This is a genomic window from Vibrio scophthalmi LMG 19158 (assembly GCF_000222585.1).
In the GTDB taxonomy this organism is placed as follows: Bacteria; Pseudomonadota; Gammaproteobacteria; order Enterobacterales; family Vibrionaceae; genus Vibrio; species Vibrio scophthalmi.
The window spans coordinates 13789-35371 of the sequence record NZ_AFWE01000079.1 but is presented as its reverse complement, the minus strand read 5'-3'; the positions used below and the strand labels follow the sequence as shown (position 1 = coordinate 35371).

General features: G+C 45.4%; 18 protein-coding genes. 12 read left to right on the top strand and 6 right to left on the bottom strand.

Translation table 11 applies throughout. The annotated features are described in order from the left end of the window. Positions 1 to 43: 43 nt before the first annotated feature. Positions 44 to 1345, top strand: coding sequence for an ATP-dependent RNA helicase RhlB (rhlB, locus tag RH88_RS07205; RefSeq protein ID WP_005594562.1), 1302 nt, complete (start codon positions 44 to 46; stop codon positions 1343 to 1345). A 6-nt stretch (positions 1346 to 1351) separates the two neighbouring features. Beyond that, positions 1352 to 2842 (top strand): guanosine-5'-triphosphate,3'-diphosphate diphosphatase, encoded by a 1491-nt coding sequence (gene gppA, locus RH88_RS07200; RefSeq protein ID WP_005594561.1) that lies wholly within the window; start codon positions 1352 to 1354, stop codon positions 2840 to 2842. Positions 2843 to 2952: 110 nt separating this feature from the next. On the opposite strand, the gene RH88_RS07195 is transcribed toward gppA, so the two are convergent. From RH88_RS07195 to recQ, 3 genes are all read right to left on the bottom strand, one after another. After that, positions 2953 to 3633: a 7-cyano-7-deazaguanine/7-aminomethyl-7-deazaguanine transporter gene (locus RH88_RS07195; protein ID WP_005594559.1), complete on the bottom strand. Its 681-nt coding sequence runs from the start codon at positions 3631 to 3633 to the stop codon at positions 2953 to 2955. 210 nt (positions 3634 to 3843) lie between these two features. Then, a complete protein-coding gene (locus RH88_RS07190; RefSeq protein ID WP_005594557.1) occupies positions 3844 to 4179 on the bottom strand; it encodes a DUF3630 family protein in 336 nt (111 codons plus the stop codon). Continuing rightward, on the bottom strand, positions 4172 to 6010 hold the full coding sequence (gene recQ / locus RH88_RS07185) for an ATP-dependent DNA helicase RecQ (protein ID WP_005594556.1): 1839 nt from the start codon (positions 6008 to 6010) through the stop codon (positions 4172 to 4174). The genes RH88_RS07190 and recQ overlap by 8 nt, the downstream gene beginning before the upstream one ends. A gap of 146 nt (positions 6011 to 6156) precedes the next feature. Between recQ and rarD the strand changes: the two genes are divergently transcribed. The 3 genes from rarD (at position 6157) to RH88_RS07170 (ending at position 8660) form a co-directional block, all read left to right on the top strand. Then, positions 6157 to 7071, top strand: coding sequence for an EamA family transporter RarD (gene rarD / locus RH88_RS07180; RefSeq protein WP_005594554.1), 915 nt, complete (start codon positions 6157 to 6159; stop codon positions 7069 to 7071). Between the two features lie 66 nt (positions 7072 to 7137). Then, on the top strand, positions 7138 to 7935 hold the full coding sequence (locus RH88_RS07175) for an AraC family transcriptional regulator (protein ID WP_005594553.1): 798 nt from the start codon (positions 7138 to 7140) through the stop codon (positions 7933 to 7935). A gap of 71 nt (positions 7936 to 8006) precedes the next feature. Next, the gene (locus RH88_RS07170; RefSeq protein WP_005594552.1) at positions 8007 to 8660 is read left to right on the top strand and encodes a LysE family translocator; all 654 of its coding nucleotides are present in this window, start codon (positions 8007 to 8009) and stop codon (positions 8658 to 8660) included. Between the two features lie 965 nt (positions 8661 to 9625). Here the strand turns inward: RH88_RS07170 and uvrD are convergent. Continuing rightward, a complete protein-coding gene (uvrD, locus tag RH88_RS07165) occupies positions 9626 to 11800 on the bottom strand; it encodes a DNA helicase II (RefSeq protein ID WP_005594551.1) in 2175 nt (724 codons plus the stop codon). Positions 11801 to 12056: 256 nt separating this feature from the next. Here uvrD and RH88_RS07160 point away from each other — a divergent pair, with 256 nt between their 5' ends. The 4 genes from RH88_RS07160 (at position 12057) to RH88_RS07145 (ending at position 14529) form a co-directional block, all read left to right on the top strand. Further along, the gene (locus tag RH88_RS07160; protein WP_005594549.1) at positions 12057 to 12317 is read left to right on the top strand and encodes a BufA1 family periplasmic bufferin-type metallophore; all 261 of its coding nucleotides are present in this window, start codon (positions 12057 to 12059) and stop codon (positions 12315 to 12317) included. Positions 12318 to 12466: 149 nt separating this feature from the next. Then, positions 12467 to 13285 (top strand): MNIO family bufferin maturase, encoded by an 819-nt coding sequence (gene bufB, locus RH88_RS07155; protein WP_241212166.1) that lies wholly within the window; start codon positions 12467 to 12469, stop codon positions 13283 to 13285. Continuing rightward, a complete protein-coding gene (locus RH88_RS07150) occupies positions 13282 to 14064 on the top strand; it encodes an HvfC/BufC N-terminal domain-containing protein (protein WP_005594546.1) in 783 nt (260 codons plus the stop codon). Before bufB ends, RH88_RS07150 begins: the two co-directional genes overlap by 4 nt. A gap of 9 nt (positions 14065 to 14073) precedes the next feature. Beyond that, positions 14074 to 14529: a DoxX family protein gene (locus RH88_RS07145; RefSeq protein WP_005594545.1), complete on the top strand. Its 456-nt coding sequence runs from the start codon at positions 14074 to 14076 to the stop codon at positions 14527 to 14529. A 112-nt stretch (positions 14530 to 14641) separates the two neighbouring features. Here RH88_RS07145 and prlC read toward each other — a convergent pair whose 3' ends face one another. After that, positions 14642 to 16684, bottom strand: coding sequence for an oligopeptidase A (gene prlC, locus RH88_RS07140; RefSeq protein ID WP_005594544.1), 2043 nt, complete (start codon positions 16682 to 16684; stop codon positions 14642 to 14644). Positions 16685 to 16946: 262 nt separating this feature from the next. On the opposite strand from prlC, the gene RH88_RS07135 reads away from it, so the two are divergent. Both RH88_RS07135 and gorA read left to right on the top strand, forming a co-directional pair. Continuing rightward, positions 16947 to 17786: a 23S rRNA (adenine(2030)-N(6))-methyltransferase RlmJ gene (locus RH88_RS07135; protein ID WP_005594541.1), complete on the top strand. Its 840-nt coding sequence runs from the start codon at positions 16947 to 16949 to the stop codon at positions 17784 to 17786. Between the two features lie 253 nt (positions 17787 to 18039). Next, entirely contained in the window at positions 18040 to 19395 is a 1356-nt protein-coding gene (gene gorA / locus RH88_RS07130) for a glutathione-disulfide reductase (RefSeq protein ID WP_005594539.1), read from the top strand. 118 nt (positions 19396 to 19513) lie between these two features. Here the strand turns inward: gorA and RH88_RS07125 are convergent, their stop codons facing one another. Beyond that, on the bottom strand, positions 19514 to 20143 hold the full coding sequence (locus RH88_RS07125) for a helix-turn-helix transcriptional regulator (RefSeq protein ID WP_005594538.1): 630 nt from the start codon (positions 20141 to 20143) through the stop codon (positions 19514 to 19516). Between the two features lie 204 nt (positions 20144 to 20347). Here RH88_RS07125 and RH88_RS07120 point away from each other — a divergent pair, with 204 nt between their 5' ends. After that, on the top strand, positions 20348 to 21583 hold the full coding sequence (locus tag RH88_RS07120) for a dicarboxylate/amino acid:cation symporter (protein WP_005594535.1): 1236 nt from the start codon (positions 20348 to 20350) through the stop codon (positions 21581 to 21583).

Below are 21583 nucleotides of genomic sequence, written 5' to 3'. Positions count from 1 at the left end.
TATTTACTTTCGTATTGCAAGCTTAAGCTGATATTCTATAGCGATGAAAAAGACGCACATCACAGAGCAAAAGTTCGCCGATTTGGGGCTTAACCCCCAAGTTACAAAGGGTTTGGAGCAAAAAGGGTTCGAGTTTTGTACCCCTATCCAAGCACAGGCGTTGCCGGTCCTGCTCTCCGGCCGTGATATTGCAGGCCAGGCCCAAACGGGTACTGGTAAGACGTTAGCGTTCCTTACTGCTACTTTTAACCACCTACTGACGACACCTGAGCATGAAGGCCGCAAACCTAATCAGCCACGTGCCATCATCATGGCTCCAACTCGCGAGTTGGCGATTCAGATCTTTAATGATGCTGAACCGCTGATTGCCAGCACAGGCATCAAGGCGGCATTAGCTTACGGTGGCGAAAGCTACGAAAAGCAGGTGACCAAACTAGAGCAAGGCGTAGATATCTTAATTGGTACGACGGGTCGTATCATCGATTTCTACAAGCAACGCGTGTTTAATCTAAACCACATTCAAGTTGTCGTATTAGATGAAGCGGATCGCATGTTTGACCTTGGCTTTATCAAGGACATTCGTTTCTTGTTCCGTCGTATGCCTGAGCCAAAAGAACGTTTGAACATGATGTTCTCTGCAACGCTATCGTACCGCGTGCAAGAATTAGCCTTCGAACACATGAATGAACCTGTACCAGTGGTTGTAGAACCAGAGCAAAAAACAGGTCACCGTATCCAAGAAGAACTGTTCTATCCTTCTAACGAAGATAAAATGGCGCTACTTCAAACAATTATTGAAGAAGAATGGCCAGATCGCGCGATCGTGTTTGCTAATACCAAGCATATGTGTGACTCAATTTGGGGTCATCTAGCGGCAGATAAGCACCGTGTTGGTCTATTAACAGGTGATGTTCCACAGAAAAAACGTGAACGTATCCTTGAGCAATTTACTCGTGGTGAAGTTGACATTCTAGTCGCAACCGACGTTGCTGCTCGTGGTCTACACATCCCACAAGTAACACACGTATTTAACTACGATCTACCTGACGATTGTGAAGATTACGTACACCGCATCGGTCGTACTGGTCGTGCTGGCGCAAGTGGCCACTCAATCACATTTGCTTGTGAACAATACGCAATCAATCTTCCAGCGATCGAAGAGTACATCGAGCACACGATTCCTGTATCGGAATACGATTCGTCTGCTTTGATCCAAGATCTCCCAGCGCCGATCCGTCTGCGCACGCGTAACCAGCAACAACGTCGCACCAACACTGGTGGTTCTCGTTCTGGTAATCGCAAACCAAATCGCTCACGCCCACCGCGTCAACAAAAGGATTCTTAAGTCGCTATGAGCCAAGTTGTTCCATCGCCGCTTTACGCCGCTATCGACCTCGGGTCGAACAGTTTTCATATGCTCGTTGTGCGTCATATTGATGGCAGCGTTCAGACCATGGCTAAGATTAAGCGCAAGGTTCGCCTTGCTGCAGGGTTAAACGACAGTAATACGTTAAGCCAAGAAGCCATGCAAAGAGGTTGGGACTGCTTGAGTTTATTTGCAGAGCGACTGCAAGACATCCCACAAGAAAACATTCGTATTGTTGGTACCGCAACACTGCGCACCGCAACCAATGTGGATGTTTTCTTAGCGAAAGCCAACCAGATTCTTGGCTATAAAATAGACGTCATTTGTGGCGAAGAAGAAGCGGCTACCATTTATAAAGGTGTCGCCCATACATCCGGTGGCAGTGGCCGCCGTTTAGTGGTGGATATCGGCGGTGCGAGTACTGAACTGATCATTGGTGAGGGGTTTGAAGCCAAAGCATTAACCAGCCTAAAAATGGGTTGTGTGACTTGGCTAGAGCGTCACTTTAAAGATCGTCAACTCACTACCCGTAACTTCGATCAAGCAATTGATGCAGCAAAAGCAACCTTAGACCCTATTTTACAGCAATACACTGAACTTGGTTGGGACGTTTGTGTGGGTGCTTCTGGCACTGTGCAAGCGTTACAAGAGATCATGCTGGCGCAAGGAATGGATGAGGTAATCACTCACGCCAAACTAAAGCGCCTGCAAAAACAAGCCATGCTTGCCGATCATTTAGAAGAGCTCGATATCGAGGGGCTGACCCTCGAACGCGCTTTGGTCTTTCCAAGCGGCCTTTCTATTTTGATTGCGATTTTTGAACTACTCGACATCGAATCGATGACTTTGGCTGGCGGCGCACTGCGCGAAGGCTTGGTCTATGAAATGGTCGATGAGTTAAAACAAAATGACATTCGTGTGCGCACTATTGCCAGCGTGCAAAGTCGTTACCAAATTGATCAACAATACGGTCAACAAGTTGCCTGTCTTGCCGAACGTTTACTTAATCAGTGCGAAACGCAGTGGTTGGTCGAACCCCAAGCCAATGCCATGCTCGATACGGCAGCAAAACTGCATGAAATCGGTTTAGCGATCGATTTTAAGAAAGGTGGCGAACACGCCGCGTATTTACTGAAAAATTTAGATTTGCCAGGCTACACTCGTGCGCAAAAACATCTGCTCGCAGAGTTGGTTCGCCGTTACCGAGAACAATTAAATTCCTTGCCTGAGCAGCACGCGATCTCAAGTGCTAGTGCTAAACGAATTCTACGACTATTACGTTTATCGGTTCTGCTAACCCACCGCCGCCAACAAGAGCTAGAGCCGCAAGTCACGTTGCAATCGGAAGGCGATAAGCTCTCTCTATTTGTCGATGCACAATGGCTAGCTAACAATCCGCTCACCGCGAGCGAGTTAGAGATTGAAGCAAACCGTCAAAGTGATATTGGCTGGCCACTTAGCATTATCAGTCGTTAGGTTCATCACGAACCACCATAACCGCTAAAAGCTATAGCCAATAAAGTCCACAGATGCAAAAAGCCCGCAAAACAATGCGGGCTTTTTTATTTTCATTGGTATCGCATTACCTAAGAAACTTTTTCTGCCGACCCCATCAATCGAAATTCGGGATTAACGGAGGTAAGTTTTTTCACTAGATAATTAAGCAGCACACCATACATTGGCACAAACAGACCAAGACTTATCACTAGCTTAAAGCTGTAATCGACTAAGGCAATTTCCATCCAATGCTCAGCCATAAAAGGATCAGGGCTTTGATAGAATGCAACTGAGAAGAAAGCCAAAGTATCGATCGCATTACCAAACAAGGTAGAACAGGTTGGAGCAATCCACCACTGTTTCATTTGGCGTAACCGATTAAAGACTTGTACATCCAAAACTTGGCCAAGTAAGTAAGCCATAAAACTTGCTGCCGCAATACGAGCAACAAACACATTGAACTCGCCTAGATGACTAAAGCCTTGATACTGGCCTTCAAAGAAAACCACCGACAGTAAATACGAGACAACTAGCGCCGGTAACATCACCAAAAAGATGATCTTACGTGCCATTTGTGCACCAAAAATACGAACGGTTAAATCAGTTGCTAAGAAAATAAAAGGAAAAGTGAAAGCGCCCCACGTGGTGTGGAAACCCAAAATGGTAAACGGCAACTGAACCAAGTAATTGCTTGAGGCAATAATAATCAGGTGGAATAAAGCTAAATATAGAAGGGCGTTGCGCTGTTGCGCAGACGTAAAGTTACTCATGCGATACCTTTTTAGTTTGGTTTGGGGGTGAGGGAACCCAAATCGAATCCACCGAGTTATCTCAACGTGAGTAACCAAGCGAATACTTACCAACAATGTTTAAAAAATAAATGGTTATTCGTTCTTATTGTTTAGAGCTATAACACCAAACAACAAGAGGCGGGCGATTATACATTAACCATTTTTGTCTGCAAGATGGATTTTCTATCGCTAAAATGGCGATGAGTCAGGCAAACTGAAACCTTGTTGGAATAAGCTTGCTAAGTAAGCCAATTCTGCTTGGCTGTTGCTTCCCGAGAGACTTTCAAACCAAACACTTTCACTGTAGTGCTCCGCTTTAAGAAACATTTGGCAATCTTCAAAATCAATCAACCAAGAATGAATATCCGCATCACACTGCTTTTCAATCACGCGGGCAGGCAACGCGGCGAGCAGCCTTTCGCCTAGGTGTGGGAAGGAGTCAAAATCAAACCCCGGTGCATTCAGTACGATTCTTCCCTGCTCCGCTTGATACTCGATCAAACCAAATTCCATTTTATTAACCATGCTGAGTAATGTGTTCCTGTATTAAATCGAGGAATGGATCCGCGTATTTCTCTAACTTACGTTGACCCACGCCATTTACTGCCAACATCTCTCCATAAGAAGTTGGCAAGATCTCCGCCATATCAATTAAGGTGGCATCGCTGAAAACAACATAAGGTGGTAAACCATCTTCATCAGCAATCGATTTACGTAGTTTGCGTAATTTAGCGAACAGCTTCTTATCGTAATTCTTGCTGGTCAATTTGTCTGACTTCGCTGCGCGGGCTGCGGTATCTAAACGCGGCACCGCCAACTCAAGCGTCATCTCACCACGCAACAACGGCCGTGCTTCTTCGGTCAGCTGCAAGGTTGAGTTACGGGTGATATTTTGGAATAACAAGCCTTTATGAATTAACTGACGGAAAACACTTACCCAATAATCGTGGCTATGGTCGCGGCCAAGACCATAGGTCGAGAGTTTATCGTGCCCTTGTTCGCGAATACGGATATTTTGCATCCCACGCAGCACTTCAACCACATAGCCAATGCCGAAACTTTGGTTCACGCGATACACGCACGACAATGCTTTTTGCGCTTCCTGAGTGGCATCAAAATGTTTTGGTGGATCTAAACAAATATCGCAGTTACCACATGGCTTATCACGATATTCGCCAAAATAATTGAGCAGCACTTGGCGACGGCAGGTTTGCGCTTCCGCAAAGGCGCTCATGGCATTGAGCTTATGCGCTTCAACCTGCTTTTGTGGCCCTTCATCTTTTTCATCCAACATGCGGCGTAGCCAACTGATATCAGCCGGGTCGTAAAGCATCACCGCTTCGGCAGGCAGGCCATCGCGCCCTGCTCGGCCTGTTTCTTGGTAGTACGATTCTATATTACGTGGAATATCAAAATGCGCGACAAAGCGTACGTTGGGCTTATTAATGCCCATACCAAAAGCCACAGTGGCGACCACGATTTGAATGTCATCACGCTGAAAAGCTTCTTGCACATAAGCGCGCTCATCGGCATCCATACCAGCATGATAACTGGCGGCACGAATATGGTTGTTACACAGTTTCTCCGTCACCATTTCGACTTTTTTACGGCTACCGCAATAGATAATGCCGCAATGCCCTTTCTGGGTTTCAAGATAACGGATGATTTGCGAAACCGGCTTATGCTTTTCCAACAAGGTGTAGCGGATATTTGGTCGGTCAAAACTGCCGAGGTAATTAAGCGGCTCAACCAACTGTAAGCGACTCACAATATCGTTACGTGTGGCATCATCGGCCGTGGCCGTCAAAGCCATAAACGGCACATGTGGAAAATAGTGTTTGAGTTGACCTAATGAAGCGTATTCTGGGCGAAAATCATGGCCCCACTGCGAAATACAATGCGCTTCATCGACCGCAATCATGCTCAGCGACACGCCTTGTAAACGTTCAATGAAATCACGCATCAGTACACGTTCTGGTGACACATAGACTAACTTGAGAGCACCAGAGTTCATGCGGTTGTAGACTGAAATCAGCTCTTCGCGCGGCATGCTCGAGTTAATACATTCTGCCGCAACCCCATCCGCTTTTAACTGATCAACCTGGTCTTTCATCAAAGAGATCAATGGTGATATCACCAAGGTTAAGCCCTCTCGCACCAAGGCTGGCACTTGATAACACAGTGACTTACCACCGCCTGTCGGCATGATCACAAGGCTATCTTTACCTTGAATTGCCGCCTCAATCACTTGCTCTTGTCCTGAACGGAATTGTTGATAACCAAACACCTGTTCCAGCACGCTTTGTGCGGTGACAGTTATCTCATCGTCAGGTTGGGCTAAAAGTGTCGAGGTCATCTAGTATCTCTGTTACTCAGTGTGAGGTAAGTGGCACATTGTAGTGGGGAACGCTGGTGAATAAAACTGCAAATTGTTAGGCGTTTTATCAGGCCGCTTTTATACTGACCAATTCCCCTCCTTTTTAAAACAGTTAGTGATCTTGTATGACTGAAGAAGAACTGCAACAACGGTCGCGCCAAGGTGTGCTGCTTGCTCTCGGCGCTTACACCATGTGGGGTATCGCACCGATTTACTTTAAATCACTCAGCGCTGTTGCCCCGCTAGAAATCTTAAGCCACCGTGTGGTGTGGTCTTTTTTCTTACTTGCTGCCCTGCTCCATTTTGGCCGTCACTGGCACAGCGTCCGTGATGTGATGGTCGATAAACGTAAGATGGCCTATCTACTAACTTCTTCAATCTTAATTGGGTCGAATTGGCTGATTTTCATCTGGGCGGTCAACAGTAATCATATGCTGGATGCCAGTTTAGGTTACTTCATTAACCCATTAGTGAATGTCTTACTCGGCATGCTATTTTTGGGCGAACGTTTAAGGAAGTTGCAATGGCTCGCGGTGGCACTCGCCACTGGTGGCGTTCTGGTGCAACTCATGGCTTTTGGCTCTCTGCCTATCGTCGCAATTGGACTGGCATGCTCCTTCGGCTTCTATGGCTTACTGCGTAAAAAAGTCAGTGTTAGTGCGCAAACTGGGTTGTTTGTTGAGACCTTAGTGTTATTGCCTGCAGCGGCCATTTATCTATTGTGGATTGCGGACTCTGCCACCTCAGACTTTAGCCTTAATCCAATGACTCTGAATCTATTATTGGTTTCTGCAGGCATAATAACGACACTACCACTACTGTGCTTTACTGGTGCGGCGACACGCTTAAAACTATCCACCCTCGGCTTTTTCCAATATATCGGCCCAAGCTTAATGTTTTTGCTTGCGGTATTGGTCTACGGTGAAGCCTTTAGCGTCGACAAAGCGCTCACTTTTGTCTTTATTTGGGGCGCCTTGTTGGTGTTTAGTTTTGATGGTTTACGTAATAACCGCCGAAATAAAAAAGCGCTGCAACGTTAATTTTATACAAGACAATCCAAAATAAGCTCGATAAGCTTGGTGAAACTTTCACCAAGCTTTTTTTCTATGGATCGCGTCAAATACAGCAACACCGTGAGTGAATCGATCAATTTGATTGATGCGCGTTATCGGCAGTTTGTTTTCCAACGTCATTATCATCTCGATTTTCACATTGGCCTGATAACCCAAGGTGAACAACGTTTCCATCATCAAGGACAAAATCACCATGTTGGACAAGGGCATGTGGTGATTATGGCACCTGACGAACTGCATGATGGTAATTCGGTACTAGAGCGTGGCTATCAAACCAAAGTCTTTGCGATTGATCCAAACTGGCTAACTCAGCTTGCTGAATATACCCAGCCAGAGCAGATATTAAGTTTTCGTCAGAGCATCATTGCCAATCCAGACATCTTTCAGCAACTCTATCAATTGCATTTACTGCTCGGCGATAGTGACCAATGCCAACTGGCGAAAGATTGCTTGCCACTAGAGGGGCTAGAGCAACTGTTCACTCAGTTTGGCTATGGACAACCCGAAAAAGCCTCGCCGTTAGGTCGCCAATCTATCGTCACCCTCAAGGAGTTTATCCTGGCCCACCTCGATGAACCTATCCGTTTAGAGCAGTTGGCCAATATGTGCCATCTCACTCCGACCCAGTTTCAACGTCATTTCAAACAAAAAATGGGCATCACACCTTATGCTTGGCTCAGTCGACTGCGCTTAGAGCAAGCAATGAAATTACTGCAACAAGGGCACAATGCCACCTATGTTGCCCACCATGTCGGCTTCTATGATCAAGCCCATTTCAGCAAAGCCTTCAAAAGCAACTTCGGTGTTCCACCAACACAAATCAGTGAGTGATCAAAATTTACAAGCCGACATCTCATCAAATGAGGATAATCAGGGTCATTATCGTTATCTAGAATCTTGTTATGAATGAACTGACTATTCTTGCCACCCTTGCAGCCGTGCACTGGGTTGCCCTTATGAGCCCCGGCCCTGATTTCGCTTTAGTGGTACAAAACGCTTCGCGTTACGGACGCCAAACTGGGTTATTCATTGCCTTAGGCTTATCTTGCGGTATTTTACTGCATTCGATTTTCAGCCTGACTGGCGTAAGTTATTTAGTACAGCAACATCCCGCACTATTTGCCGCATTACAATTATTGGGTGGCAGTTACTTACTTTATTTAGGCGTAGGCGCTTTACGCGGTGCTTTTCAATCAAGTGACGCATCAGGGGTAAAAAATAAATCGCAATATTTACTCAGTAATAAACGTCAGGCCTTTTCACGTGGCTTCATGACGAACATCCTCAATCCCAAAGCATTAGTGTTTTTTGTCAGTTTAATGTCGAGCCTTGTTCCCGCCACCATGTCGCTTGGTGGAAAAGGAGCGGCACTGTTAATCCTTTGGAGTTTATCTTTATTGTGGTTCTCTTTATTGGCGTGGCTATTGACCAGTCAGCGTTTACAGAAAAAGCTTCATCAGTTGAGCAAATACATTGATGGTATCTGCGGCATGATGTTCAGTTTGATTGGTGTAACGATATTATGGAACACCATTTCATCACTGTTGATTATGTGACGTTACTGCCAGATCATCGATCGCCCCCTAGCCTTGTAAGAGATCTCTCACAACAAGCTTGGGAGATTGCATATACCTGTAGAGATAAAAAGCCAAAAACAAATGGTAAACCATTGATAACAAATAGCTTGCTCTATTTTTAATCCATTTACACATAGAAAGAAATCGATTACATCAATTGTTCTAAATCGAGAAAGACGTAATATAAACCCTGTCGGAAGGATTCTGACACGGAACAGGAAAAGACCACGGATTAGGTCATCTTCAGGAAGAAGATTCGGTTATTTAGGATGAATAATCGGCACGGATAGCAAATTGGACATTGAACGGACGCAATAGTAACTAGGATGGTTGCTACTAAGGATGGGAAATGGACACCTCTGGACGAGGCAAGGACTGAACATCAGGAAGATGTCATGGACACCGCTCAGGGATCAAGTGATGAGAGCTAATCAGGATGATTAGTAGACCAGGATAAGGTCAAGGACACCGCTAGGATGGCGACGAAAGGAATACGCTGAAGGACTACAGCACACTATCATGGATTTGATGCATGGAGCACTTTTAGTAGCCGGATTGCTGCGAGTAAGACCATAACCCCGAAGGGCCTAGCCCCTCGGGGTTTTTCTTTTTTACCTGCCTATTTATTGCTGCTGCGTTGTTGCCAATTTTCACTCATCCCATCACATAGCTCACTATGCTCAGGGCTTTCGTTTAATTGCCGCCTAGCATCAACTGCAAATAGTTTGGTAAACCATCTCATTATTTAAAGTGCCATTTTTTATTCGCTATGTGCAAAAGCTCTTCTCATTTTTCCGTCTTGCTACCAAATACAGAGTCCATAATACAAAGTAAATTTGAAAACCAATTAAGTTTGTACTGCTTAGAGAGCTTTTGGACACCCATAGGCCAAATACTAAAAAGGCGCACCGAAGTGCGCCTTTGAATTCAATAAAACTTGCTGATTAGAGCTTTTCTAATCGAGCATAAGCGGTCACTAACCACTTGATGCCTTCACCATTAAAAGCAACTTGCACGCGGCTCTGTGGGCCACTGCCTTCAAAGTTAATGATGGTACCTTCACCAAATTTAGGATGGAGAACACGAGAGCCAAGCGTAAAACCAGTTTCATTAAAGCTCTCTTTTACCACTGTTTGGCTGAAACGACCGCTACTTGAAGGACGACTCACTTGCGCTTTCATACGCACTTCATCTAGGCAAGATTCTGGTAGCTCACGAATAAAGCGTGACGGCTTGTGGTATTTATCTTGGCCATACAAGCGACGCATTTCCGCGTAGGTAATGTAGAGCTTTTCCATCGCACGCGTCATGCCAACATAACAAAGACGGCGTTCTTCCTCCAAACGCCCTGCTTCTTCTGCAGACATTTGACTTGGGAACATCCCTTCCTCTACCCCAACCATAAACACCATCGGGAATTCCAAACCTTTCGCACTGTGCAATGTCATTAGCTGTACAGCATCTTCAAACTCATCCGCTTGGCCCTCGCCCGCTTCCAATGCGGCATGCGTTAAGAAAGCGGTCAGCTCACTCATTTCATCCGCTTCTTCTGGCTTTTCGAACTGGCGGGTTGCCGTGACCAATTCTTCTAAGTTTTCGATACGAGCTTTAGACTTTTCACCTTTTTCTTGCTCATACATGGCGAACAAGCCGGAGTATTTCACCACATGGTCAGTTTGCTCATGTAATGACATTTCTCGGGTGTCATCTTCCATCGCATTAATCAATTCGATAAAGCGACTCAATGCGCCAGCCGCTCGGCCAGTCAGCACTTGCTCATCAATCAACGCGACACATGATTCCCATAAGGTGCAACCACGATCGCGCGCAGCAAAGCGCACCGTCTCTAGGGTTTTATCACCGAGACCGCGCGTTGGTGTATTCACGATACGTTCAAAAGCGGCGTCGTTATCACGATTATTGATGAGACGTAGATAACCTAATGCGTCACGAATTTCCTGACGTTCGAAGAATCGCATACCGCCATAAATACGATAAGGTAAACCCGCTTGCAGCAAGGCTTCTTCCAATACACGAGACTGGGCATTATTACGATAAAGCATCGCAGTGTCGTTCAACACGCCACCTTTCTCTTGCCACTCTTTAATTTTACTCACCGCAAAACGCGCTTCATCCAGCTCGTTGTACGCCGAATAAACCGAAATAGGCTCACCTACTTTGCCATCGGTCCACAGCTCTTTACCCATTCGCTCGGTATTATTGGCGATTAGAGTATTCGAAGCTTCAAGAATGGTCTTGGTTGAGCGATAGTTTTGTTCAAGACGAATGGTATTCACGCTCGGAAATTCAAGGGTGAATTTTTCAATATTCTCGATTTGAGCACCACGCCAACCATAGATCGACTGATCATCATCACCAACGATCATCACGTGAGTATCTCGACCAGCCATCATGCGCAGCCAAGCGTATTGAATGTTGTTGGTATCTTGAAATTCGTCGACCAAGATATGCTTAAAGCGCGCTTGATAATGTTCACGAATCGCGGTTTTATCACGCAGCAACTCATGTGCTCTTAGCAAGATTTCAGCAAAATCAACTAAGCCAGCGCGATCACACGCTTCTTGATAGGCACTGTACAATTGCAGGTAAGTTTTAGTAATTGGGTCATGGTAGGCATCGATGTGATTAGGACGTAAGCCTTCATCTTTTTTACCATTAATCCACCAGCAAACCTGACGTGGCGGCCACTGCTTTTCATCTAAATTTTGCGCTTTAATCAAACGTTTGAGTAAGCGCTGCTGATCATCAGAATCAATGATCTGAAAATCTTCCGGTAACTTAGCGTCTAGATAATGCGCGCGCAGAATACGATGACAAATACCATGGAAGGTACCATTCCACATCCCAGATGAACTGCCCATCATCAACTCTTCAATACGACCACGCATTTCTGCTGCCGCCTTATTGGTAAAGGTCACTGACATGATCGAAAACGGTGATGCCTGTTCAACCGACATCAACCAAGCAATGCGGTGCACGAGCACACGTGTTTTACCACTGCCTGCGCCGGCCAGAACAAGTAGATTTTCGATTGGAGCGGCTACAGCCTCACGCTGTTTATCGTTCAGACCGTCGAGAAGTAAAGAAGGATCCATCATGGCTAAGCTACTGGTTATTTATACATAAAAGTTGATTATAACCTAAACAGCTATGCGATATGAGCACAAAAAGGAGAAATTTTTTCCACTTTTTTATTGCTTACGCATCAACCAATTAAGTAACAATAGCGAAACATTTTTGTACATTCTTTATTTTTAATGAAAGTTTTTCCGCGGCTTTTCTATCCTTTTATGTAAGCAAGTTGATGATTAACTTGTGGATTTAAACAAAAGAATTCAGTCAGAGGAAATTACTATGAAAAAGTCTAATCTAGCCGTTACAGCTGCAATCACTGGTCTTATTGCGTTAGGTGGCACCATGTTAACCGCCGCACCAGCTGTCGCAGCGGAAAAAGAAAAGTGCTACGGCGTGGCTAAAGCAGGTAAAAATGACTGCGCAACCAAAACCAGCTCATGCGCAGGAACGGCCAAGGAAGATAACCAAAAAGATGCTTTTGTAGTCGTTCCAACCGGACTATGCGGCAAGCTTGCAGGTGGTAGCACCGAGTCAGCTTAAACGAAACGCCTATCACTAGGTGTACTGACGCTCAACCAGCGCACCTAGTGATAGACCGAACACCGTCGAACATCACACTATTTAGGGAAAGCCTTGTGACACTATCCGCTCAACATTCATTGGTTGGGGTAGGTTTACGCACACCTCACATGGATTTTTTTCTCTCCGAGCCTGCGCACTTCTCTTGGTTAGAAATCCACAGCGAAAACTATTTCCAACCTCATTCTCTCGCGAGACAGCAGCTTCTCACTTTGCGTGAGCGCTACCAAATAAGCTGTCACGGCATCGGCTTATCACTTGGTAGTGTCGGGCGCATTAGTGCGGAGCATTTGACCAAGTTAAAAGCACTGGTGAAACAAGTCGAGCCCATCCTTGTCTCCGATCATTTAAGCTGGAGTGAACACGGTGGTCATCATTTCAATGACTTATTACCTCTCCCCTATACCGAAGAAGCGTTGCAAGTCTTTTGTCGCAATGTTCTTGAAGTGCAAGATGCACTGCAAAGGCCGTTACTGATCGAAAACCCTTCAAGCTATGTCAAATTTGCTCATTCAACGATTGCCGAATGGGATTTTCTTGCCGAAGTGCATCGCCGCACAGGTTGTCGCTTGCTGCTCGATTTCAACAATATTCATGTTTCTGCCTTCAACCATGGTTTTGGCAGTGAAACATACTTAGCGGGCATCCCCGCAGACGCCGTCGATGAAATTCATTTGGCCGGTTTTACCATCAAACAATTGGATAAAGGTGAAATCTGGATTGATACCCACAGCCGTCCAGTGAGCGATGAGGTATGGCAACTGTTTAGTCAATGGTCAGCCGAGCATGGCGCTCGTCATTCCTTAATTGAATGGGATCTCGACATTCCAACGCCCGACGTTTTAATTCATGAGGCGAGTAAAGCCAGCATGATACTCAATACCTTGGCGACAACACAAAGCACGACTCAGCCAAGGAAAGCATCATGAATTTAGCCGCGCTACAAAATGAATTTGCCAAGGCTCTGCACTATCAATCGAGCGGAGAGGCTTGCAACATTATCAGTGATGCATTCACCGCCGATGAACGAATGCAGATTTACCGCAATAATTTTATTGTCGGTTTAAGCGAAATCTTGCAAATCACCTATCCGACCGTGCAAGCATTGCTGGGAGAAGAGTGCTTTTTACAGCTTGCTCGCCAACATGTGCTGGACAACCCATTGAACCAAGGGGATGTCAGTGAATATGGTGAGCATTTCGATCAAACGCTGTTGCACTTTGATGCCGTGATGCAAGCTGCGCCTTATTGTGCCGAGGTTGCTCGTTTTGAATGGACGCTCGATATCAGTCAACAACGTCATGCTAACGTAAAATCGCTCTCACTGAGGCCGCTTGCACAACTGAGCGCTCTTTCTCCTGAGCAACATGCACACATCTGTTTTCATTTATCTCCAGCGGCACTCCCTTTCACAAGTCAATATGCGCTTTTTTCTCTGCATCACGCAGTGCAGAAAAATGAGATAGAAGGGCTAGACATTAACCTAGCCGAGCAAGGTGTTATCGTCACGACAAACACGGGGCTAGCCAAAGGGATCGCTCTAACCAATCCCGAATTTCTGCTCATTCAGCAACTATACAAAAGCATACCCCTGGCGGATATTGAACCGTCATTACTGAGCTCATTAAACACGATTATTGAACTGGGTGTCATTGCCGGTTTTTCCCTAACGTCCCCCATCGACAACTCGACTGAACAAAATCACTAGGAGAGCATTATGACAACCGCTGTAAAGAATTGGCTCAACCATTACGACGCGATGATTGCTAAACTCCAATGCGTTTTTGTACCACTGCTATTGTTATTCTGCCGCTTATGGGTGGCTTGGGTATTTTTCAACTCAGGGCTGATCAAAATCTCATCATGGGATAGTACGCTCTATCTATTTGAATATGAGTACCAAGTCCCGTTAATTCCATGGCAAATGGCCGCGTACATGGGCACAGCAGCAGAGTTAATCTTACCCGTATTTTTAGCCTTAGGATTACTGACTCGCCCAATGGCGGCAATCTTATTCGTCTTTAATATTATTGCCGTGGTTTCTTACCCATTGTTGTGGGAGAAAGGCTTTTATGACCATCAGTTGTGGGGCTTAATGATCATGGTTGTTGTGGTATGGGGTGCTGGCCCTCTCTCTCTCGACAAACTACTCAAATACAAGCTACAAAGCTAATTTTCACATTTTTCCGAGGCTAAATAGCAGTAAATAGCAAAAAGCCTTCCAAATGGAAGGCTTTGTTTAATTGTAAATCCTACAAAGACTCAAATACGAAGAGTAAACAGGATTAGGCGATGATACCGGCATGGCGTAGCAAAGCATCAATTTCCGGCTCACGACCACGGAAGCGTTTGAATAACTCCATAGGCTCTTCACTGCCACCCATCTCAAGGATATTGTTCAAGAAGCTCTTACCGGTTTCTTGGTTAAAGATACCTTCCTCTTCAAAACGAGAGAATGCATCCGAAGACAACACTTCTGCCCATAGATAGCTGTAGTAACCCGCGCTGTAACCACCAGCAAAAATATGGCTAAAGCTGTGTGAGAAACGGTTCCACTCTAAGCTCGGCAGCACGGCCACTTTGCTTTTCACTTCAGCTAACGTCTCTAAGACGCGAGGGCCTACTTCTGGTTCGAATTCAGTGTGTAGAGTGAAATCAAACAAGCCGAATTCGAGTTGACGAAGAATAAACATCGCTGACTGGAAGTTTTTCGCCGCCAGCATTTTATCCAACATCTCTTTTGGCAATGGTTCACCGGTTAGATAGTGGCCAGAGATGAATGCAAGCGCCTCTTCTTCCCAGCACCAGTTCTCTAAGAATTGACTTGGCAGCTCAACAGCATCCCAAGGTACACCATTAATGCCCGATACTGCACCCGTCGCAACTTGAGTCAGCATATGGTGAATACCGTGACCAAACTCATGGAACAAGGTGACGACTTCATCGTGAGTAAACAGCGCAGGCTTATCGCCCACTGGACGGTTGAAGTTACACGTTAGGTAGGCCACTGGCGTTTGTAGTTCGCCAGATAAGGTCATGCGGCGACCACGACAATCATCCATCCACGCGCCGCCACGTTTGTGTTCACGAGCGTACAAATCAAGATAGAAGCTACCGCGTAGCGTGCCTTCACTATCAAAGATATCAAAGAAACGTACTGACTCATGCCAGGTATCGATACCTTGACGCTCAGTGACTGTCATACCAAAGACGCGATTTAATACTTCAAATAAGCCGCTTACTGCTTTTTGCTCAGGGAAGTAAGGACGCAATTCTTCGTCTGAGATTTGGAATAGGTTCTGTTTTTGTTTCTCACTGTAGTAGGCGATGTCCCAAAGATTGAGTTCTTCTACACCGCACTCGCTTTTAGCAAATTGACGTAGCTCTTCGACTTCGCGCTCACCTTGTGGTTTCGCTTTAGTCGCCAGATCGTTTAAGAAGCCAAGGACTTGCTCTGGGTTCTCTGCCATTTTCGTCGCTAGCGATTTTTCACTGTAAGTCGCAAAGCCAAGCATACGGGCTATTTCATGACGCAGTTTCAGTTTCTCTGCGATGATTTCGCTGTTATCCCACTTGCCAGCATTCGGGCCGCGATCCGATGCACGGGTAACGTAAGCTTCATATAACTCTTGGCGCAGGGCTTGGTTATCACAGTAAGTCATTACCGGTAGGTATGACGGAATGTCGAGTGTCAGCAGATAACCATCAAGCTCTTTAGCTTGGGCCGCGGCTTGTGCAGCTGCTAATGCCGACTCAGGCATGCCTGCCAATTCTTTTTCGTCAGTAACATGCTTGGTCCAACCCATGGTGGCATCCAACACATTATTTGAGAACTGCGAACCTAGCTCCGACATACGCTTACTGATTTCACCGTAGCGGCGCTGCTCTTCAACGGGTAAACCAATGCCTGACAATTCAAAGTCACGCAATGCGTCAGTAATGGTTTTTTGCTCTGCTTGATTCAAATCGGCAAACGCTTGGCTAGCTTTGATCGCTTTGTAAGCCTCAAACAAGCCTTTGTGTTGTCCGACCCAAGTGCCGTACTCCGACAGCAATGGCAAACAACTTTCATACGCTTCGCGCAGAGCTTCGCTATTCATCACCGAATTCATATGGCTCACAGGAGACCAAATACGGCTAAGACGATCGTCAACTTCTTCGATTGGTGCAACGAGGTTATCCCATGTTGGCCCTGTATTGCCCGCCAACACTTGTTCAATTTTGTCACGGCAATCGCTAATGGCTTGTTCGACAGCTGGCTTAATATGTTCAGGCTTAATTTGCGAGAACGGCGGTAAATCGGTAAAAGTTAGCAGCGGATTGGACATAAAGCATTCCTTTTGTTGCGCAAAGCGAACTGACGAGCTCGTCTTTTATGTAATAGTTACGTCTTAACTAAATATAGGTAGATTAAGCGATTTTCAATAGTCACCTTGATGATTATGCTAACAACTTGATGCAAACGTGCCGCAGATCGCTTGTTGCTTTCTTGCTGCTTGATACAAGCATCTCGACCAGTTTTGGGTATATAATAAGCCATAATCTTAATTGCAATGACCATGGTCTACATGACCATTTCGAGAGTATCCCTTGCTGAGTTACCGCCACAGTTTCCACGCTGGCAACCACGCTGATGTTGTCAAACATATCGTTCAAAGCCTTATCCTTGATGCACTGAAGCAAAAGGACAAACCGTTTGTGTACCACGATACACACTCAGGTGTGGGTCGTTACGACTTAACCCATGAATGGTCTGAGAAAACCGGCGAATACAAGCAAGGGATCGCACGTATTTGGGACCAAGCGAATCTACCAGAAGAGATCAGCAGTTACATTGAATCAATTCGCGTACTCAATAACGGTGAAACGCTGCGTTACTACCCAGGCTCACCTCGTGTCGCTCGTGCACAGATCCGCTCACAAGACCGCATGGTACTCACTGAGTTACACCCTAGCGATTACCCATTACTAGAGCAGGAATTCCATCGTGATCGCCAAGTGAGCATCTACAAAGAAGATGGATTCAAACGACTCATCGCAAGCTTACCGCCAAGAGAGCGTCGCGGTTTAGTGTTGATTGATCCACCTTACGAGCTAGCCAAAGAATACCGCGATGTAGTACAGGCTATTGCCCAAAGTCACAAACGTTGGGCGACCGGTATCTACGCAATCTGGTACCCAGTGGTTAATCGTTGCGATATTGAAGATATGCTAGAAGGTTTAGAAGGTCTTGGCATTCGCAAGATTCTAAATATAGAACTTGGTGTCTCTCCAGACACCAATGAACGTGGTATGACGGCATCGGGTATGATGGTTATCAATCCGCCATGGATGCTAGAAAACCAGATGAAACAAATTCTACCTTTCCTACAAGAGGCGATTGCACCAGCAACAGGCCATTGGAAAGTTGATTGGGTTGTGCCGGAATAAGCACACCTCACAAAGTTAGAGCCTGCTGGCACGCTCATCAAAAACGAAACAATCACGTCATTGTTTAATAAAAGCTAAGCAGCTCACAACAAAATCTGTGAGGGTGGATTGAGTTCAACCAATCCGCCCTCAATATAGAATTTATAGGAAACAAATTTAAATAGGGATACGGGGTTAGCTTGCTTGGGATAAGTCAGCATCCACAACACAGCAATGCAATTTCGCCTCACCCTAACAATGATTGGAGAAAGTAATGGCGACTCATTTTGACTATATTTGTATTGGCGGCGGCAGCGGCGGTATTGCATCAGCAAACCGTGCTTCTATGTACGGCGCTAAAGTAGCACTGATTGAAGCTCAAGACCTTGGTGGTACTTGTGTCAACGTTGGCTGTGTACCAAAGAAAGTGATGTGGCATGGAGCACAAATTGCTGAAGCAATGAAGCTATACGCACCAGATTACGGCTTTGACGTTGAATACAAAGGCCTTAACTGGGGCAAACTGATTGAAAGCCGCCAAGCCTATATTGGTCGTATTCATGAATCTTACGATCGCGTTTTGGGCAACAACAAAGTAAATGTCATTAAAGGCTTTGCACGATTTGTTGACGCTAAAACCGTTGAAGTAAATGGTGAGCTTTACACCGCTGATCACATCCTAATTGCCGTGGGTGGTCGTCCAAGCATTCCTAATATTCCTGGCGCTGAATTCGGCATCGACTCGAATGGTTTCTTTGAACTGACCGAGCAACCAAAACGTGTTGCCGTTGTCGGCGCAGGTTACATTGCCGTTGAGATCGCAGGTGTTCTAAGCGCACTTGGCACCGAAACGCACCTATTCTGCCGTAAAGAATCACCACTGCGCAGCTTTGATCCGATGATCATTGATACTCTGGTTGAAGTGATGAACGCTGAAGGCCCAACGCTACATACTCACTCAGTACCAAAAGAAGTGGTTAAAGAAGCCGATGGCAGCCTAACACTGCATCTAGAAAACGGTGAAAGCCAAAACGTTGATAGCCTAATTTGGGCTATTGGTCGCCACCCTGCGACTGACGCAATCAACCTTGCATCAACGGGTGTTGAAACCAACGATCGTGGCTACATCAAAGTGGATGAATACCAACAGACCAATGTTGAAGGCATCTACTGTGTTGGCGATATAATGGAAGGTGGTATTGAGCTGACACCGGTCGCCGTTAAGGCAGGTCGCCAACTTTCTGAGCGCCTATTTAATGGTAAAACTGACGCGAAGATGGACTACAAACTGGTTCCAACCGTTGTGTTTAGCCACCCACCAATCGGCACTATCGGCCTTACCACCCAAGAAGCGGAAGAGCTTTACGGCAAAGAGAATGTGAAGGTTTACACCTCTGGCTTTACTGCAATGTACACCGCGGTGACGCAGCACCGTCAACCATGCAAAATGAAGCTAGTTTGCGCAGGCGATGATGAGAAAGTCGTCGGTCTACACGGCATCGGTTTTGCCGTGGATGAAATGATCCAAGGTTTTGGTGTAGCAATGAAAATGGGCGCAACCAAAGCTGATTTCGACTCTGTGGTTGCTATCCACCCGACAGGCAGCGAAGAATTTGTAACGATGCGCTAGGCTGAAGTGCCGCGCTAGAGACAGATACTTTCAACATACAATAAAAGGCTCATCAGCCACGCTGATGAGCTTTTTTATCACTACAAATCGATAATTTTTACCACTTTTAGCGCTGTAATCACTTCAACTGCTGTAAGTATTTATAAACCGTCGGCTCTGAAATATTCAAGCTATGCGCCACCTTACCCACGGTGCCTTTAAGCAAGAAAATACCTTCATTATTCAAATCGGTCACGATAGTGATTTTGTCTTCTTTCGACAAATCTGCCAACGCAACCGGATAAGCTTCCAGTACTTTTTCGATACGAATATCGACCATCTCAGGAATGCTTACACCTAGATGTTCATCAACATGGTTTTCTTCCGTCATCTCTGGAAAACCAGAAAGCAGTGAATCTATAAAACGCTTCGCATTAACAAATTGCTCAACCATCATGTTAATGCACAGCGCTCCAACAATTTTTTTATCCGCATTTCGAATATAAAAAGTCGCACACTTTAGCTTTTTGTTGTCTTTCGATAGACCAACATAGTTGCACTCATAGTCTACTGACTTATCCGTTGCTATCGACTTTGCCACCAAGTTGGTAATCGGATCGCCAACGACTCTACCGCTGATATGGCCATTTCGAATCTTATAAATCGAGGCCTCTAAGTCGCGCAAATCATGCAAAACCACCTCAACGTCGTGCCCTAAAAAATCCGCCAACATATCAACGATTGGTTCATACAATGACAAATAATTCATGCCCCATCTCCTTAGTATTTTTTATTATAATAATTTATCACACACCAGTGAAATAAAGATATAAATTATAATAATTTCTATCATTCATTCATTTTAGCGATAATTATCACGTTTTTTGTATAAATTATTCGCCATAATCCGCCCCATAATAAGTGTGAAGATAATTTTTTATCAAAATTTAACAACTAATAAGAGTGAAACATTATGTGGAAAAAGCTAGAGCCGTACCGCTCATCAATAGTCTTACTATTGGCACTCATCATTGGCGCGATCTTTGGTATCGCGGCACCAGAACTGGCACTCAAAGTAAAACCAATCGGTCAAATCTTTCTAAACCTTCTTTTCATGGTGATCGTTCCTCTGGTTTCACTCAGCGTTATGTCTTCAATTGCGAGCATGACTGACCTGAAAAAACTAGGCAAAATTCTTGGTCTTGTATTGGTCATCTCAATTGCAATGGCCTTCTTCCCTGCACTGGGTATCGTGGGCATCGCTCAGATGTTCGATATCTCTCAAGGTGTAACGATCGACCTTAGCCAAGAGTTTACTGGCGGCAATGGCGGCATGGATTTCGTTAGCATGTTTACGACCAATGACTTTGTTGGCCTGCTATCTAAATCAAACATCCTTGCTCTGATCATAATGTCGGTTCTAGCCGGTATCGCAACCAGCCAAGCGGGTGAGAAAGGTAAAAAAATTGCTGAACTTATCGATGCTGCAAACGCAATCGTAATGAACATCGTTGGCCTAATCATGAAACTTGCACCTGTGGGTCTAGGCGCATTCTTCGCGGCAACTATGGCATCACAAGACAGCTCAATCCTTGCACCTCTAGCAACCGTTATTGGCCTATTGTGTGGCTACATGGTGGTTTACTACATCGTTGGTGCGTGCGTTTACTCGTACATCGGTGGTGGCGTAAATGGCGTGAAACAATTCTGGAAATACGCGGCGGCACCTTCTATTACAGCACTAGGTACGTGTTCATCTCTAGGTACACTACCTGTAACGATTAAAACAGCAGACAACATGGGTATTCGTAAAGATATCTACGACATCTGTATTCCACTGTTTGTGAACCTAAACAAATCTGGCGTAGCAATCACTGCGGCAATCAAAGTGGTCTTCATCTACGCAGTACTAGGTCTACCGTTCACTTTTGATGTGTTTGCAATGACCATGGTTATCGCGGTGCTATCTGCAATCATCATCGGTGGTGTTCCTGGTGGTGCTTTCCTAGGTGAAATCTTCATCGTAACCACGCTAGGTCTACCGCTTGAAGCGATCCCTGTACTGGTTGTAATCGGTACGGTATGTGATGCTCCAGCAACGGTTCTAAACGTAGTACACGACTTAAACGCAACACAAATCGTTGAACGCTTTATGGGTAAAGAAACACAACAACAAGAACAATCTCAACCTGTTGAACAACTGGCATAG